Source organism: Corallococcus sp. AS-1-12 (assembly GCF_020036995.1).
Classification (GTDB): Bacteria; Myxococcota; Myxococcia; order Myxococcales; family Myxococcaceae; genus Corallococcus.
Genome location: NZ_JAIQDD010000056.1, coordinates 1 through 15,837, shown reverse-complemented (window position 1 = coordinate 15,837; position 15,837 = coordinate 1). Strand labels below are relative to the sequence as shown.

Sequence of the window (15,837 nt, the reverse complement as noted above, 5' to 3'; positions counted from 1 at the left end):
CCACGTCGAGCGTGGTGAGGCCCACCGTTCGCTGCCTCACTGACCCCGCAGGCGAGCACCACCCCGTGAACGCTTACGACGTGACATGGGACTACTCGGTGCTGCGGTGCCGCCTCGTTGCGCTGAGGGGTCAGCCGCGCTTGTCGTAGGGGCTTGGGGACTTCACTTCGCTAGCCCGCCTGCCGTTGTCTTTGGTGACGTTCCCGCTCGCGCCTCTTGACGCCCGAGCTGCCGCGCATCGGCGTGCTTCCAGGTATCCACGATATTCTCGGATGCTGGCATACTCCACAGTCGGCCAGCCTTCCCCCTTGGCTCGCTGGTTCGACTGAAAGGACGTGACCATGCGACTCCGCGCCTGCGCCGCACTCCTGCTCTTCCTCGCGGCTTGCGCCACGCCGGCACCAAGCCCCAGGGCGCACGCGGCCCGGAACCCGAGGATCGCCAATCTCCAGCGTGCGGCGGCGCTGCCGTGGACTGACGGAGGACAGTGCGTGGTCCGCGAAGCGTCACAGTCTTGGCCGGTGCTGGTGGAGAGATGCTATCGAGCCCTTGACCATGACCGGATCGAGTTCCACGACACTACGGGAAGATGCGCGGTCGCGTCCGCTGACGCCGCATCTGTGGGAATCGGTTTCTGCGTGTTGGCGGCTCCTGAGATTGCCGTGGGAGCCGTGATCGTGCTTGGCGTGGTAGTGGTCGGCTTCGCCATCAAAGAAGCGCTGGACGCATATGAACTCCGCCATGCCTTCCCAGAAGAGGCTGGGACCTCACGAGGAACGAAGGTGTCATCCCGAGAAGCTGAAGTGCAACGCAAGCCCAAGCTGAATCCCGAGCCAGCGGGGCAGGATTGGCTCCCTCCGGTTCCGCCCGAATCACCGGATCGCGAGCGCCGTTCCGAATGCAGGCCCGTCCCGGTGCGACATTTGGGCGGCAACGATCCACACAACGAATGCGCTGACAGGATCCCCAATAACAGCTTCCCGGGCTGGGATGTACTCGTCAATGGGAAGAACTTCGACGGACTGGTCCTCATCAATCGCACGCTGTGGGACATCAAGACGGATGATTTTGAAAAACAGCCACCGCGCTCCCAAAGGTTCTTTGTCAGGATGAAGCTGCCTGAACTGAGGCGCGAGGCCAAACTCGCAAGGGACTGCGGGTACAACTTCGTCATTGGAGTGCGAAGCGCCGCGCATAAAGCTGTGCTGTTCGACGAAGACCCCACCCTGAAAGTTGTCATCATGGACTGGTGTTGAAATGACGGCCGCTCACAGAACCCTCATCGTCATCGCCCACGCGCCTGCGCTCCAGGATGATGATGACCGCGCGACCGCAGTTGTCCATGCAATGGAACGTGCGCTGCCCGGATTACGCCTGGGGTGGACGATGTCGGAAAAGGGGGACCTCGTCGCCTTGCCTCAACGCGACGAGTGGGTAGCGGCCAATATGACAAACGGCGGTTTCCCGTTCCTCTGCAACGATGATGACAACCAGCTCGTGACGGTAGTCGGACAGGAAAACCCAAACGGTCTTGCAGCAGGAAGCCCGCCGCATTTTGAAGTCCATGCGGACCTGCCACTCGACGCAGTCGGCCTCGCGGGGGCTGCCGATGTGCTTGCAGGTGTAGCGGAGGGCGCTCGCGCCGTATGGGGGCATGCAACGCCGAGCGGTTATGGTGGGATCGTGGCGCAACAGTTCCGCCATCCCGGCGATGCGCTGCACGTTTCGCCCCATGGACTGCCATCGCTCAAGCTCCCATGGGACAGGTCCACGCCTGAGGTTCCGCACTTCCTCGGGTGGCTGAACTACTGGTCCGCCGCTGCCGCGCAAGCCATCGGATTCCCGGACCCGGCCCGCGACTCTGAGTTGTTTTTACGGGCGCGGCGCACAGCATCGGGCGGCTGGGTCGTGCAGCTCACCGACGCGCCGCTCGACCTGGACAACCCCGCCCACCTGGCCGCGCTCCTTCGGGCCTATGAGCGCTTCCCGGAGATCGGCGGACGTGCAGCACCTTGACCCGATTCAGGAGCCCGGTGCGGCACTCTGGTTGTAGGAAGAGACCCACTGCGCTGGCATCGGCGATGGTAGCCTTCCCATCCGGGAGGTCATGCACCATTGCTCCAACCGTTCAGATTGGCCCTCGCGCTCGCGCTTGTCTCGGGAGCTGCTGCGGGGGCTGAGCCGGCCACGGGGGCGCGCGTTGATCGTAAGCGCTCCGTGACCATCGCCAGCACGCCGGCCGAACCGCTGCCCGTCGTCCATGTCGCGGCGGAGGCCCGGACGGTGTTCCTGTTCTCTGCGCCGATCCAGCGGAAGACCCTCACCTTCGACGAATCCCGGATCCGCGTCCTGGACGCGGGCGAGCGGTCGATCATCGTTCAGCCCGTGGCCAACCTTGCCGACGGCGAGCGTCAGGAGATTGGGGTCTTCTTCGCCGACGGCCGAGCGCCCACCCGGGCCGCCTTCGTGCTCGTGACAGATCCGCGCGACGTTGATGCACTGATTGACGTGCAACGCCCGGAGCCGCCGAATACGGCCTGCCAGCCCACGACTCAAGCCCCGGTGCCGAAGCCGGAAGACTTCGTGCTCCTCGGCTACGTGGACGCGAAGGGCGTCACGACGTCCAGCCGCAAAGGCACGCTCGATGCTGTGCAGGGGTTGATTTTGGACAAGATCGTAACCTTTCGGGGCACGGGATGGATCCTGGCGGACGTGAAGATTGTGAACCGCCCTGACCACCCCGCTTGGACACCACGAGAAGCAATGTTCGTGGGGCGAGTCGGCATGCCCCTGCGGGCACGACTCGTAGCCGAGAAGCCGGGTGCAATCCTTCCGGGGGAGAACGGGCGAGTGCTGGCGGTCGTGGAAGTACCCAAGACGAAAGTAGACCTCGTCTTCACCCTGGAGGTGCGTGGTGATGGGGAGCGTCGGCTCACGATTCCAGACGTGCGCTTCCCGAAGCCCTCCGCGGAGGATGCTCAATGAGCGCGACGCTGCTTCACGTTCCGCCCGGTGCGTTGATTGACGGGTGGCAGGTTTCCAAGCCGCCCGGTGACGGAGGCTTTGCGTTCGTCTTCCTTGGCGAAAAGAACGGCAGGCACCGGGCCATCAAGGTGGCCCAGCACCGGGAGTCCAGCGGCGACCCCAAGCAGACCCATGCCCGGACGCTGGCATACATGCATCGCCGGGGCATCATGCATCGGGACTTGAAGCTGTCCAACGTGCTCATCCGTAAGAGCGACGGTGAGCCCGTCATCATCGATTTCAGTTGCGCGACCTACACCTTCGCCGAAGACCTGACGGATGGGGGGTTGCCTCCAGGGACAGACCGCTATCGTGCGCCCGAGCAGTTCAAGTTCCTGCGCGAGCACAAGGACGAGCACCGGGCCCGCTACGCCTTCCATGTCGCCGACGAAATCTTCGCGGTCGGCGTCATGCTCCATGAACTGCTGACCGACCCACGCCCGACGGAGTTTCGTCCGCGCTTCGACTTGAACAGCCCTGCCCTCCCACCGCCGCCCCCTCGATTGGCGAATGCGCGGGTGCCAGCGGCCCTGAGCGACCTCGTCGAGACCATCCTGGCCCGAGACCCCAAGGGGCGTCCGGTCGATACCGAGGCGCTGCGCCGCGAACTGGCGGATCTCCGTGGCGAGCGCTCCGCTGAGTATGATGTTCCGGCCCATCCACCCGCTGATCAGCGTCACGGAGGGCCAACACCTGGGGCACTGGCGATGCCCCCCACGCCGCAATCCCTCAAGCGGCATGTGGCCATGATGGAGCGACCGCTTCGCGCGGGAAGGTGGCTCGCAGGCGTCGTTTGTATCGTCGCGCTCGTCATGGCTGCGACCCTCTGGCGCTCGTCAGGGAGCGCCACCGGCGGGCCTGCCGGGCCGCACGACGCCGCAGCCCCACGCCCTCCTCCTGCCACCGCCCATTCCGCACCGCCCGAAACACACCCTCCTGCTATGACACCTGCTGGCCCTTCGTCCGTGACAGTCCCGGGGCCAGCCATCGCCGCTGCCCCGAAGGAAGGATCCGCCTTGAAGACCCCAGCCCCCGAAGCCTCGCCCCCAGGACGTGCGCTCCGCCTGCCGAAGAAGTCCGTTGCTGCCGTCGAGTGCGCGTCGCTGTCGCTCGTCGCGGCGCTGGCGGCGGGTTGTCCGGGTGCCCAGATCCGTCCAGAGCGCTTCACCTGCCCGGCTGGGGCGGAAGAGGCCATGCGGGAGCAACTTCACTGGGAGGAAGGGGACAGCTTCTCCCTTCAACTCGATGAACGCCAAGCGGGTTTTGACAATGTATGGTTCACCGCTGGCGCGGATGTGGTGGGGGTGGTCCCCAAAGGCGTCAACGATGACCGGCAGGCGGCGGTCGCCCCCAAGGGCACACGCTTCTACGGCAAGGCTTATTACCTCTCCGACAAGATGGGGCGTGCGGAGGGGCCGGCACTCGTCATCCGGTATGACCGCGTGAAGCTCCCGGGGCAGGAGGCGTACCCCATTTGCTTCGTGCACGAGGGAACTGCCGTGGCGTTCAAGGACGGCAAGGTGATGGCGGTCAATCGAGGCTCCGGGACAGTGGTGGATCGCTGGCCCTGAGCAGCCCCGGGGCGACGTGGTGGGTAGGTGCTTGATTTCGCCCCCTCCTCCTCAAACGCGACATGACCTCCCAGGGTCGTTCCACGACGGCCCATCCCACGGGTAACGTCGCCCACGACGCGTCGGCTTTCGGATGCCTGCGCGAAGAGGAGGAAAGAGCATGTCGGAAAGTGAGTTCAGGCTTCCACGCGGAGCCATTCTCTTCACCCGGGACGGCTTCCAGTACGAGTTCCGCGAAGACCTGGGAGAGGTCCACCACGGGTTGAGTCTCCTGCTGGCCCGGCGCCGTACCTCCGAGGGCAACATCCGGGGCAAGGTGCTGCTCAAGGCAGTGGGCGTTCCGAAGTTGCTGGAGGTGCCTCGCATCAAGCGGGCGCGGGCGAAGCTTGAAGAGCAGGTGCGCCTCGCGACGTACCTCGACCATCCGGGCATCCTCCGTGTCCATGGGCTGCACAAGGCGGAGGGGTGCTGGTACGTCATCACCGAGCATCCGTCGGGGCACAGCATCAACACCCTGTTGACGCTCTCGGGGGAGTGCGGTCGCCGGTTCTCTCCCCTCTTCGCGCTCCATGTCGGGGCGCGCGTCGCCGAGGCCCTGGAGCATGCCCACGAGGCGAAGGACGAGCAGGGGCGCTCTCTCAACATCGTCCACCGGGCGCTCGACGTGGAGCACATCTTCGTCGATTGGAACGGTGACGTGCAGGTCTCCGACTTTGGGCTCGCTCTGTCGGACCTGCCCGGCCGCGTTTCGTCCACGGTGCGCCAGCCGCAGGGGGATGCGTTCTACTCCTCCCCGGAAATGCTCCTGACGGGCCGCGTGGATGCGAGAGCGGACCTCTTCGCGCTTGGCAATGTCCTGCTTGAACTCGCGACGAGGAAGAACCTCCTGGATGCCCCGGACGCCTTGACCGAAGAGGTGAAGGACTCGCTTTCAGTCCGGCAGCGCGTGCGGGTCCGACGTGCCGTCAGGCGGGCTCGGCTCGCAGGAAGCCCTGTTGGCGTGGAGGACGCGATCTGGCGCGCGGCGACCTACTCGCAAGCGGACCTGGAGGCGTTGACGGAGTCGCTTCCGCAGGGGTTGGGCCTGGCGCTGCGCAAGCTCCTCCAGCCCCGCCCGGAAGCCCGCTACCAGACGGCGCGGGAACTGGCGGCGGACCTGCGCCGCTGGCTCGGAGAGGGAGACGCCTACGGTCGGAAGGAAGCGGTGTCGGAGCTGCACGAGATGGCGAAGCGATCCCGCGAGGTGATGGTCGAGTTGGGCATGCGGCGCCCCCGTGGCCTCCAGGTGTCCCAGGACGAGATCAGCACGAACTAGCCACGCTTGCCTGCGCGGGGGCTCCACTCCAGTCCCGCCATGTTGCACGTATGTCGCATGAACCTGCGGCATGGGGTGGAACATGGCGGGACAACACGTCATGCAGCGGGATATCGAATCCGGGTCGCGTCCGTCGGTCCGTGCTCGTCCCCCTCGAGGTGGCGATAGAGGAAGTACGAGTAGAGCACCGGAGTCACCGCCGCGACGGCGACAGCCGCGAGCACGGGGACCGGACCCGCGCCGAGCAGCCCCGCGACGAGGACGATGAGTCCCGCGAGGACGAAGAGCCTTCCTCCCAGGCGATGCGTGCGCAGCCAGACCTCGTCGCTCGCGAGCGTCCAGGGCGTCCGGATTCCACAGAAGAAGAGGCCCACGCCCGCGGGGACCACGCGCGCCATCGGCACGGACACACCGATGCCCGAGAGCAGGACCAGGGCGTTGAGCAGGAAGAGGAACGCGAGCAGCGCCGCCTGGAGGCCCTCGAAGACGCCCTGGAAGCGCTCCACGCGATAGCCCCTGGGCGAAATCCGCGGCACCGCCACCAGGACCAGGTACATCGCGGCCATCACCACCGGTGTCCCGCGACGTCAAGGAACTCGGGGACCTCCTGCTCGGCGCTCTTGGAGACGCACGGCATGGGGTTCATCGATCTCATCGATCGCTGTACCTCCGACGAGTTCCTGCAATGTCCACGTGAAGAAAGGCAGACGGCTTCAGGGAAAGCCGCTAGGCTGCCGGCAGGCTTCCCCTGCGCTCATCCTTTGACCGCAAGGGATTCCAGCTCCCCATCACAAGGCAATGCCTGCCACGGGAATCCCCGCGCCGTACGCGCGGGACATTCCCTCTCACGTCTGGAGCAACACCTCTTGAAACACCATCCCCTGCAGCTCATGTTGGGAGTGATTGCCCTGCTCTCCTGGACCCGTCAGGCCCACGCGGCGGACTGGGAAGACCTCATCGTCCCGTCGACGTTCCGTCAGGGACACCATGACCCCGCGGAGCCGACGGTCGCCCCCCGGGGCGTGTACGTCGCGCCCTATTCCATCAACACGGGGGAGACCCCCACCCTCTACATCCAGAGCCCCGAGTCCTTCCGGCTGCGCATCTACCGGCTGGGTTGGTACGGCGGCGCGGGCGCGCAGGTGGTCCACGACTCGGACGCCGCCCCCGCGACGACCTACGGGCCCATCTCGCAGCCCCGCTGCGGCACGGAGACGCCCACCACCGTCCCCAACTACCTGGCGATCCGGCAACAGGAGGTGGACTACGGCCTGGTGGAGTGCGCGTGGAGCAACCCCGTGCAGCCCTCCGTGGGCACGCTCAGCTCGGGGGTGTACTTCGTGCGGATCACCCCGAAGGTGACCTTGCCCAAGGAGACGCTGGCGACGTTCGTGGTGCGCGACGACGCGTCCACGGACCGGCTGGTCATCGTCAATCCGACGACGACAGAGGTCTACAACCCCTGGGGAGAGACGCTGCACACGAGCACCACGGCCCAGCCCTGTGAGGGCTGGTCGCAGTGCCCCTGGCGCGGCATGTACTCCTATGAGCGGGCCACCAAGGTCTCCATGGCGCGCCCGTCGTGGAACGTCCCCACCCACTTCAAGACGGACGTCCCGCTGCTGCGCTACCTGGAGAAGAACGACCTGCCGTACACGGTGGCCACGGACTACGACGTCTCGCGCTTCTCGAACCTGCTGACCTCCCGGCGCTCGGCCATCCTCTCCGGTCACGGCGAATACTGGGACATGACCACGCGCAACCGGCTGGAGTCCTTCGTGGCGGGGGGCGGCAACCTCGTCGCCATGGCAGGCAACACCGGCTACTGGCAGATCCGCTACGAGGCCTCCACCACGGGCAACCCGGGCCCCATCATCGTGGGCTACAAGGACAGCGCCACCGACACGACGACCCCCTCGTCCGCGTGCCGGCCCGGCGTCACCGTCCCCGCATCCAGACCGGACTGCTCGGATCCGATGCTGTCCGTCAACCCCAGCCTGACGACCACCTGGTTCCGGGCGCCGCCGGTGCACAAGCCGGAGCAGGAGCTGCTCGGCGTGCAGTACCCCATCGACCCGGCGGGCAACACCTTCGAGCTGCCGCTCACCTTCTTCACGGACACCGTGGCGGCCCGCCCCAGCCTGGGCACCGGCATCACCGCGACGGGCGACACGCTCATCGGCCCATACCTCTCCTCGCAGGGCATCTACGTGGGCAACCTGGGGTGGGAGGCGGACTCCATCCATCCCAACCAACTGTTCCGGATCGATCCCACCGCGTGCGTGCTGCCGCTGGGACAGGGGCAGTTCTCCGATGATCCGACGTGGGCCACGAACAACCCGACGCCCTTTGGCAATGAGTTCACCCACCTGGTCCTGTACCGCCCCAAGGCGACCAGCGGCCACGTCGTCGCTGGCATGAGCATGCTCTGGAGCTGGGGCCTGGATGACTGGGCGACGCTGCACAACATGGGAGGCCCCATGGTCTCCCGGGTGGACCCGCGGCTGCAGCAGTTCACCCGCAACCTGCTGATCTCCAGCGACGGCGCCGGCTTCGGGACCGACTGTGACCGCGGCGTCGACTTCGACGTCTGGTTCGGGGATGCCTTCACGGACACGAAGGCGGATGGCAACGCGGCCCCGTCCGGCGGCGACGGCAGCCCGGTGGAGATGATCGTCAAGGAGCGCGACTACCCGGGCCGCTGGGGCAGCGTGGCCCTGGAGAAGCAGGCGGGCGCCCTGAAGCTGGTGCCCACCTTCAAGGAGGTGGCGCGGCTGACGGACTGGGCGGTGGCCAGCAGCGCCTACAACCTGTTCCTGGCGGACGTGAACGGCGACGGCAAGAAGGACCTCATCGCGCAGAGCCGCGTCAACGGGACGTTCGACGTGGCCCTGAGCAACGGCGACCGCTTCGTCCCCGGCGGCACCTCCTGGCTCACGGGCTGGGCGGTGGGCAGCGCGTATGACGTCTTCGCCGCGGACCTCAACGCGGACGGCAAGGCGGACCTGGTGGCCAAGGAGCGCACGGCGCCGGGGACCTGGTACGTGGCCCTCAGCACCGGGTCGCAGTTCGTCCCCGCGTCGAGCAGTTGGCTGACGGGCTGGGCCGTGTCCAGCAGCGCGTACGACCTGTTCGTGGCGGACGTGGACGCCGACGGCAAGGCGGACCTCGTGGCCAAGGAGCGCACCGGCTCCGGCCTCTGGTACGTCGCGCTCAACACCGGCAGCGGGTTCACGGCGCAGCCCGGCTCGCTCGCGGGCTTCGGGGTCCCCAGCGCGGACCATGACCTGTTCGTGGCGGACGTGAACGGCGACGGCAGGGCGGACCTCGTGGCCAAGGAGCACACCGGCCCCCAGGCCTGGAAGGTGGCGCTCGGCACGAGCACGGGCTTCGTGCCCCAGACGTCCGCGTGGCTGACGAGCTGGGCGACGAGCAGCAGCGCGTACCGCCTCTTCGTCGCGGACATGGATGGGGACGGCAAGGCGGACCTGGTGGCCCGGGAGCGCAACTCCCCTGGCGCCTGGTACGTCGCCCCCAGCTCTGGCAGCGCCTTCGTGCCGCAGACCGCGCGGCTCGACGCACGCTGAGCGTTCCCATGAGAGCCGGGATCCTGCGCACGCGCGGGGTCCCGGCGAATCATGGGGCGAGGTCGAGGACCGGCAAGACAATGCACCGAGGACCTTGAAGCTGGCACGGCCTGCGTAAGCCGCCGTGTCGCTCCCCCAGGACTCATGGACAGGCTTGCCGTCGACCGTGACACAGGCCCTGCTCGGCCTGGGCCGCGACCAGCAGGTGCCTGGCGACATCGAGCTGTCGGTCCTCCGCGCGACGAAGGTGTCCAGGGCCCTACTTCGTCGCCACCCGACGGTCCGGCGGCTGGGCCACCGGGCGCTGCGGCAGGGCCTTCACGGACGCCTTCGCGGCCGTCACGGTGTCCGCGGTGGGCGCCACGCTGGTGTCCTGGAGCGGCTTGCCCTGGCTGTCCGTGTAGACGCCATCCGGGAAGGCGCCCACGTAGATTTGAGGCGTGGCGGGCAGCGCCTGGGTGAGCACGGTGAGGTGGTTGTCCATCTCGTGCCGGATGGTCGCCTCCTGCGTGCTGGTGTCCCCCAACGTGTTGTAGAAGAGCACGGCGAACTCCACACCGACTTGCGTGTAGTTGGGCGCCAGCCACGACGGCGGCAACGTGGGCACCACGTCGTACTGGTTGACCACGCGCACCGTCGCCGGACTCGTGACGTATTGGGTGTAGGCCGTCCCCCACGAATCCGCGAGCCCGGCCATCGGCGCCGCGAACGTGACGGTCGTCACGCTCAGCGACGGCTGGCTCACCGCCAGGTCCAGCGCCAGGAACTCCGCCAGCCCCCCGCCCAGACTGTGGCCCGTCACGTAGAGCGTCTGGATGTTGTTCGCCTTCAGCCACGCGAACACCTGCGCCTGCATGGACTGGGGCACGGAGCTGCTCGCGCCGGTGTAGATGCCCCAGAACCCGCTGTGCACCTGCGGCACCGGCGACAGGGAGGTTCCGGAGTACGGCGCGAAGGACGTGGTGGCGTACTGCTCGTCCGCGCTCGTGTCCGCCGACGTCACGGTCCCACGCAGCGCCAGCATCGCCGTGGTCGAATCCGCGTTGGAGGTGAACCACAGGCCGAACGCCTCCGCGACGCCGCCCTTCTGCGGCACCCACGCCGTGAGGCTGCCCACCTGCGTCCAGCCCGAGGGCGCGGAGTACTCCTTGCCATTGAAGGCGGAGTAGGCCGCGACCACGCCCTGCCCCATGCCCAGCACCTGGGTCGCGTTCAGCACGGGCTCGGGTGGCGTCGCAAGCAGGCTCGGCTGCGGACGGATGGCGGCAACGGTCGAGGTCGTCATGACGGGCTCCAGGAAGATGCGGCGGGTGGAACGGGGCGACGCAGGCCGCCATCCGTTGCCAGGCACCGATTGCAGCGCCCATGCCGCACGCGGCGCTCCTCGGAGCCCCTCGCGGCGAGGGGTTTCACGCGCGCCGTCGACGCGTCGGTCGACACGACGCCCGACGCGAACCCGCCCCTGGTGACTGGACACATCAACGCCTGACGGCAGTCACCAGGCGCAAGCCCCTGGACCCGGGCGGTGCCTCTCACGCTTCCAGCAAGATCAGCGGCTTACGCACGGCCTGGCGGGTCCGGGGCGCTGGCACGCCCGCTGCTATGTGTGTCCTCGTCGCTGAAAGCAACACCCACTCCCCTTCCCGAAAAGAGACACGTCATGGCCATCCGCGCCGCCGGTCGCTCCACCCCCTCCGTCCCGTCCCCCGCCACCAAGCCCACCCCCTCCCCCACCCAGCCGTCCGCCACCTCCAAGCCCACCACGCCGTCCTCCGTCTCCAAGCCCAACACGCCGGGCCTTCCTGGCGCCGTGGATGCGTCCCCCTCCGGGAAGGTGGGCGGCAAGATGTCCAACGCGCTGTCGGCCCTGAAGCAGGACGGCTTCGACGCGGCTGGCAGCCTCGGCGGCAAGGCCGCGGAGCTGGGCAAGCTGCTGGAGGGCGCCGCCAACGTGCTGAGCAGCATCGCGCAGTTGGTGCAGGGCATCACCCAGGGCGTGCAGGGCGTTGCCCAGGGCGTGCAGGGTGTCGCCGAGGGCGTGGGCGGCGCCGTGGGCGCGGTGGGCGGCGCGGTGGGTGCGGTGGGCGGCGCCGCGACCAGCGTGCTGTCCCTGGCCCAGGCGCCGATGCTGGACGCGACGGCCGGCATGAGCCAGGCCCCGACCCTGGAGTAGTCCGCCGCGAAGCCTGACGCGGTGACGAAAAAAGGCGTGACGGCGATGAGCCGTCACGCCTTTCTCGCGTCGTCAGGGACCTGCGTGCGCCGCGCTACTCGATGGCGGCGACCTTGTCGTCCTTGCCGAACTTCACCCGCACCTTGGCCGTCTTCGACTTCCAGTAGGTCCAGGTGCTGGACTGGAACGACGGCGTCTCATGCGCGGGCGGCGGGCCCCACGCCATGCGCACGGCGTCGCGGCTCATGCCGGGCTCCACCTCCGACGCGGAGACCCGCTTGCGGTCCTCCGGCGACAGCGCCTCCAGCTTCGCGGCCTGGTCCTCCGGCGCGAACGAGGCCTGGAACAGCTTCCAGGTCTCCGAACCCGAGCGCGAGTCGTTGGTGAACTCGAGCTCCGCGCCGGTCTCCACGACCTTGAACTTCACGGAGGACGAGCCCTTGTCCAGCACCTCCACGCGCGCGTTGAACGGGATGATGGGGCCCTTGAGGTAGTTCACCCAGGACACGGTGCCGTCCTCGAAGTGGAAGTTCGCGGTCGCGTAGTAGTTCTTCTCCACCACGGGCTCGGGGGCGGGAGCGGCCACGGGCTCGTTGCTCAGCCGCACGACCTTGCCATCCGGGCCGAAGTCGACCTCGAACGTGGAGAGCTTCGAGCTCCAGTACGTCCAGCGGTTGCCCTGGAGCGACGGCGTGCGGTGCGGCGGCGGCGGACCGGCCGTCAGGAGCACGGCCTCGCGCGACATGCCCCGGGTCAGCTCTCCGGCGCGGACCTGCTTCTGGTCCTCGGGCGACAGCGCGGCGATGCGCGGGGCCGGGTCCTGCTCGGCGAAGAAGCCGGCGAACAGCACGTTGATGGGCTTGCCCAGGCTCCGGTGCGTGACGAACCGGAACTCGGCGCCGGAGTCGACGACCTTGCAGCGCACCTCGTCGTTGTCCCGCTCGAGGACCGCGACCTTCGCGCCCACGGGGATGACCGTGCCCTTGCCGCGGTAGTTCACCGCGGAGAGCTGGTTCTTGTTCAGCAGGAAGTTGGCCTGGGCGTACAGCACCTCGGCCTGAGCCCCCATCGCCGTCAGCAACCCCAACGCGAACACGGCGCTGAGAACATTCTTTCGATACACGCGAAAACCCCCTCGGGTAGGCAACGGCGTGCTTGTAGTGGTGTCACACGCACGGCCGCAAGGGGGTTCGCGGCCTTCACACCCCTCAGGCCGCGGCGCGCGCGCCGTCCCAGTCCTCCACTTCGTAGAGGAACTTCGTGCCGCCCTTGAGCTTGCGGTTGGCGGACGTGCTCTGCACGAAGACGACGTACTTCTCCAGGCTCGCGGGCCGGATGCGCACCGTCTCCCCCGGAGGAAGGCCGAGCATCTCCCGCGCGCGCTCGCCGCTGTAGAGGTCGCCGGACTTGCGGTCCATCAGCACCACCTCCTTGCGGCCCTGGATGGTCTCCGTCTTGGTGAACTCGTAGAAGCCGCGCCCCGTCTTGAAGCCCAGTCCGTTCTCCGTCACGAACTCCTTGATGGCGCTGTCCGCCTCCACCTCCAGCACCTGGAAGCGGCCCGGGGGCACCGCGCGCAGGTCCGTCTCACCGAAGAGCGTGGACGCGGCCCGCTTGAGCATCGTGTTGAACATCGCGTTCAGGCCGCGGTTCATGCGGCCCTCGCGGGACACCTCCGCTTCGTATGCCTGGAGCTGCGCGTCCGAGGACTGCTTGTAGCAGACGGCCAGCAGCATGTCGGTGACGTGCGAGAACTGATCCAGGCTCAGGTGGAAGCCGCCCGACTTCTCCGCCAGCTCCTTGTAGAACGACGTCGCGTGGCGGCGGTTCAGCGCCTGGACGCCATACACCGGCACGCCCTGCTCCCCCAGCGCGGCCACCTCCTTGCGCCAGTCCAGCTTCCCGGGGTTGTGCTGCGGCGGGTGCGGCACGTCGTCGCCAATGAGCACGAACGCCTTCGTGTAGCCCTCCGTCCAGGACAGGCTCCGGGCCTCGTGCAGCACCAGCTCGTAGCACTCCGGCGCGTCTCCGCCGCCCGTCTGCTCCACCTTCTCCACGAAGCGGGTGATGGCCTTCGCGTCGTCCGTGAGGTCCAACGCCTTGGTCACATAGGTGGACCTGGCGTCACAGTAATCGCCGTGCGCGATGATGCCGATGCGGATGCCAGGAATCTCCTTCGTCAGCCGGGCCACGGCGGCCCCCAGCTTCTTTCGCACCTGCGCGAGACACGGATACATGCTGCCCGTGGTGTCAAAGCTGAAGACGACCTCGACGCGGTTATCAATCACAGACTTCGCCATGACGTGTTTCCCCCTCGTGCGTTTCTCGCTGCGACAGGAGGAACAGTACTCGCGGGGTCTGACATGCAAGGCGGCTTCGGGGCGTTGGTTTCCGGGCGCCTCGTACCGCCGCGCGTTGCCAGGAGGGTGCCCTCCTTTCGTAGTGTCCTGGCAGGGCGTGACGCCCGGACACCACCCAGGGGGGACCATGAGGAACATCGGCATCATCGGAGCGGGCCAGGCCGGTCTGCAGCTCGGCTTCGGCCTGCTGGAGCGGGGCTACGCGGTCACCGTCTATTCGGACCGCACGCCCGAGCAGCTCTTCAACGCCCGGCTCGCCGCGACCACCTATCTCTTCGGCCGGGCGCACCAGTACGAGCAGGAGCTGGGGCTCGACTTCTGGCAGGGCCCGGGGGAGTACGCCCGGGGCGGGGACCTGGACGTCTGCCCGGCGCCAGGACAGCGGGCGCTCCGCGTCCAGGGGCGCATCCTGAATCCCGGCAGGGCCCTGGACCTGAGGGCGAAGTACTCACGCTGGCTCGCGGAGTTCGAGCGGCGCGGCGGCACGGTGGTGGTGCGGGACGTGGACGTGGACGCGCTGGAGGCGCTCGCGACCGGGCATGACCTGGTGGTGGTGACGACGGGCCGCAACAGCTTCACGCGGCTGTTCGAACGGGACGCCGGGCGCAGCGTCCACACGCAGCCGCAGCGGCACCTGACGGCAATGATTGTCACCGGCATGAAGCCGCTGCATGAGACGCCCTACCCCGCGCTCAAGTTCATCCTGACGGCGGGCCACGGCGAGTACTTCGCCATGCCGTACTTCGACCGCATCCGGGGCCCGCTGGACTGCCTCCTGCTGGAGGCCATCCCCGGCCAGGGATTGGATCGCTTCGGCGGCGTGAGCACCGCGCGGGAAGCCCTGGAGCGAATGAAGCAGGTGCTGCGGGACTTCTCGCCCTGGGTGGCGGAGCGGCTGGAGGGAGCCTCCATCGTGGACGAGTCCTCCTGGCTCACCGGCGCGTTCACGCCCACGGTGCGCAAGCCGGTGGGGCGGCTGCCCTCGGGGCGCGCGGTGATGGGGATGGGGGATGTCGTCATGCTCAACGACCCCATCGCGGGCCAGGGGCTCAACAGCGCGTCGAAGCAGGCGCATGCGATGACGCAGGCCATCCTCGCGCACGGCGACCAGCCCTTCACGCCGGACTGGATGGAGCAGGCCTTCGAGCACTTCTGGCGGACGGAGGGCCAGTTCATCACCGCGTTCACCAACATGCTGCTCCAGCCGCCACCGCCGCACGTGCAGCGATACCTGGGAGCCGCGTCGACGATGGCTCCGCTGGCCGATACGTTCTTCGACAACTTCGGAGAGCCGCAGCGTTTCTGGCCTTGGATTGTCAGCCCCGACGAGACCGAGGCCCGCATCCAGCAGGCGGCCGCCGCGTAGCGGCTGTAAGTCTTTGTCATTCCCACCCGGCCGGTCCTTCACTGCCGGCCCGGGTGGCTGAATCCTGTCAGTCCCGAGACGGTGGGGGACATGACGATTCAATTCGGATTCATCGACCAGGGTGATGGCGCCAACCTCCGGACGCTTCCCGCCGAGATGAAGGGCTCCACCTGTCTGACCCTGGCGCCCCTGCCTCCGGGCACGCGGGTGAGTGTCATCCGGGACCACGCCAAGGCGCCTGGCTGGTCCTACGTGTCCACCGTGGTGGGGGGATATCTGCTGCAGGGCTATGTGCAGGCATTCCGCATCACGACCCAGCTACCTGAGCCCGCCGCGACGCTCTATCAAGTCCGTCCAGGGGACCGCCTGGAGCCCATCGCCGCGCGCATCTACCGGCAGGCCATCCAGCCGGGACGGGACCTGCGCTTCTACGAGAATGTC

The 15,837-nt window shown here is 67.7% G+C and carries 12 protein-coding genes and 1 pseudogene; 9 read left to right on the top strand and 4 right to left on the bottom strand.

Annotated features, from left to right (window positions below):
* Positions 1 to 662 precede the first annotated feature (662 nt).
* The 5 genes from K8556_RS39925 (at position 663) to K8556_RS38120 (ending at position 5,910) form a co-directional block, all read left to right on the top strand.
* The gene (locus K8556_RS39925) at positions 663 to 1,256 is read left to right on the top strand and encodes a DUF6310 domain-containing protein (protein ID WP_370640036.1); all 594 of its coding nucleotides are present in this window, start codon (positions 663 to 665) and stop codon (positions 1,254 to 1,256) included.
* Between the two features lies 1 nt (position 1,257).
* Positions 1,258 to 2,016, top strand: coding sequence for a DUF5953 family protein (locus tag K8556_RS38135; protein WP_223745059.1), 759 nt, complete (start codon positions 1,258 to 1,260; stop codon positions 2,014 to 2,016).
* A 99-nt stretch (positions 2,017 to 2,115) separates the two neighbouring features.
* Positions 2,116 to 2,985, top strand: a complete 870-nt coding sequence (locus K8556_RS38130) for a DUF2381 family protein (protein ID WP_223745058.1) — start codon at positions 2,116 to 2,118, stop codon at positions 2,983 to 2,985.
* Positions 2,982 to 4,595, top strand: coding sequence for a phosphotransferase (locus K8556_RS38125; RefSeq protein ID WP_223745057.1), 1,614 nt, complete (start codon positions 2,982 to 2,984; stop codon positions 4,593 to 4,595). Before K8556_RS38130 ends, K8556_RS38125 begins: the two co-directional genes overlap by 4 nt.
* Positions 4,596 to 4,755: 160 nt before the next feature.
* The gene (locus K8556_RS38120) at positions 4,756 to 5,910 is read left to right on the top strand and encodes a protein kinase (protein ID WP_223745056.1); all 1,155 of its coding nucleotides are present in this window, start codon (positions 4,756 to 4,758) and stop codon (positions 5,908 to 5,910) included.
* Positions 5,911 to 6,008: 98 nt separating this feature from the next.
* Here the strand turns inward: K8556_RS38120 and K8556_RS38115 are convergent, their stop codons facing one another.
* Positions 6,009 to 6,476, bottom strand: coding sequence for an SdpI family protein (locus tag K8556_RS38115; RefSeq protein WP_223745055.1), 468 nt, complete (start codon positions 6,474 to 6,476; stop codon positions 6,009 to 6,011).
* A gap of 300 nt (positions 6,477 to 6,776) precedes the next feature.
* On the opposite strand from K8556_RS38115, the gene K8556_RS38110 reads away from it, so the two are divergent.
* Positions 6,777 to 9,497 carry a VCBS repeat-containing protein gene (locus tag K8556_RS38110; protein ID WP_223745054.1) on the top strand — a complete coding sequence of 907 codons (2,721 nt, stop codon included), beginning with the start codon at positions 6,777 to 6,779 and terminating at the stop codon, positions 9,495 to 9,497.
* A 259-nt stretch (positions 9,498 to 9,756) separates the two neighbouring features.
* On the opposite strand, the gene K8556_RS38105 is transcribed toward K8556_RS38110, so the two are convergent.
* Positions 9,757 to 10,782, bottom strand: coding sequence for a lipase family protein (locus tag K8556_RS38105; RefSeq protein ID WP_223745053.1), 1,026 nt, complete (start codon positions 10,780 to 10,782; stop codon positions 9,757 to 9,759).
* Between the two features lie 375 nt (positions 10,783 to 11,157).
* Between K8556_RS38105 and K8556_RS38100 the strand changes: the two genes are divergently transcribed.
* The gene (locus K8556_RS38100) at positions 11,158 to 11,670 is read left to right on the top strand and encodes a hypothetical protein (protein ID WP_223745052.1); all 513 of its coding nucleotides are present in this window, start codon (positions 11,158 to 11,160) and stop codon (positions 11,668 to 11,670) included.
* A gap of 94 nt (positions 11,671 to 11,764) precedes the next feature.
* Here the strand turns inward: K8556_RS38100 and K8556_RS38095 are convergent, their stop codons facing one another.
* Entirely contained in the window at positions 11,765 to 12,793 is a 1,029-nt protein-coding gene (locus tag K8556_RS38095) for a hypothetical protein (RefSeq protein ID WP_223745051.1), read from the bottom strand.
* 85 nt (positions 12,794 to 12,878) lie between these two features.
* Complete coding sequence (locus K8556_RS38090) at positions 12,879 to 13,970, bottom strand: vWA domain-containing protein (RefSeq protein ID WP_223745050.1); 1,092 nt, start codon at positions 13,968 to 13,970, stop codon at positions 12,879 to 12,881.
* Positions 13,971 to 14,157: 187 nt separating this feature from the next.
* Between K8556_RS38090 and K8556_RS38085 the strand changes: the two genes are divergently transcribed.
* Positions 14,158 to 15,396: a styrene monooxygenase/indole monooxygenase family protein gene (locus tag K8556_RS38085; protein WP_223745049.1), complete on the top strand. Its 1,239-nt coding sequence runs from the start codon at positions 14,158 to 14,160 to the stop codon at positions 15,394 to 15,396.
* A 90-nt stretch (positions 15,397 to 15,486) separates the two neighbouring features.
* A pseudogene (locus K8556_RS38080) lies at positions 15,487 to 15,837 on the top strand (hypothetical protein); the annotation flags it as partial.

What these genes read in the sequence shown, in the direction of transcription:
- K8556_RS38115 (WP_223745055.1), bottom strand. Translation starts at nt 6,476, where the DNA reads ATGGCCGCGATGTACCTGGTCCTGGTGGCGGTGCCGCGGATTTCGCCC.
- K8556_RS38120 (WP_223745056.1), top strand. Translation starts at nt 4,756, where the DNA reads ATGTCGGAAAGTGAGTTCAGGCTTCCACGCGGAGCCATTCTCTTCACC.
- K8556_RS38105 (WP_223745053.1), bottom strand. Translation starts at nt 10,782, where the DNA reads ATGACGACCTCGACCGTTGCCGCCATCCGTCCGCAGCCGAGCCTGCTT.
- K8556_RS38125 (WP_223745057.1), top strand. Translation starts at nt 2,982, where the DNA reads ATGAGCGCGACGCTGCTTCACGTTCCGCCCGGTGCGTTGATTGACGGG.
- K8556_RS38100 (WP_223745052.1), top strand. Translation starts at nt 11,158, where the DNA reads ATGGCCATCCGCGCCGCCGGTCGCTCCACCCCCTCCGTCCCGTCCCCC.
- K8556_RS38135 (WP_223745059.1), top strand. Translation starts at nt 1,258, where the DNA reads ATGACGGCCGCTCACAGAACCCTCATCGTCATCGCCCACGCGCCTGCG.
- K8556_RS38090 (WP_223745050.1), bottom strand. Translation starts at nt 13,970, where the DNA reads ATGGCGAAGTCTGTGATTGATAACCGCGTCGAGGTCGTCTTCAGCTTT.
- K8556_RS38085 (WP_223745049.1), top strand. Translation starts at nt 14,158, where the DNA reads ATGAGGAACATCGGCATCATCGGAGCGGGCCAGGCCGGTCTGCAGCTC.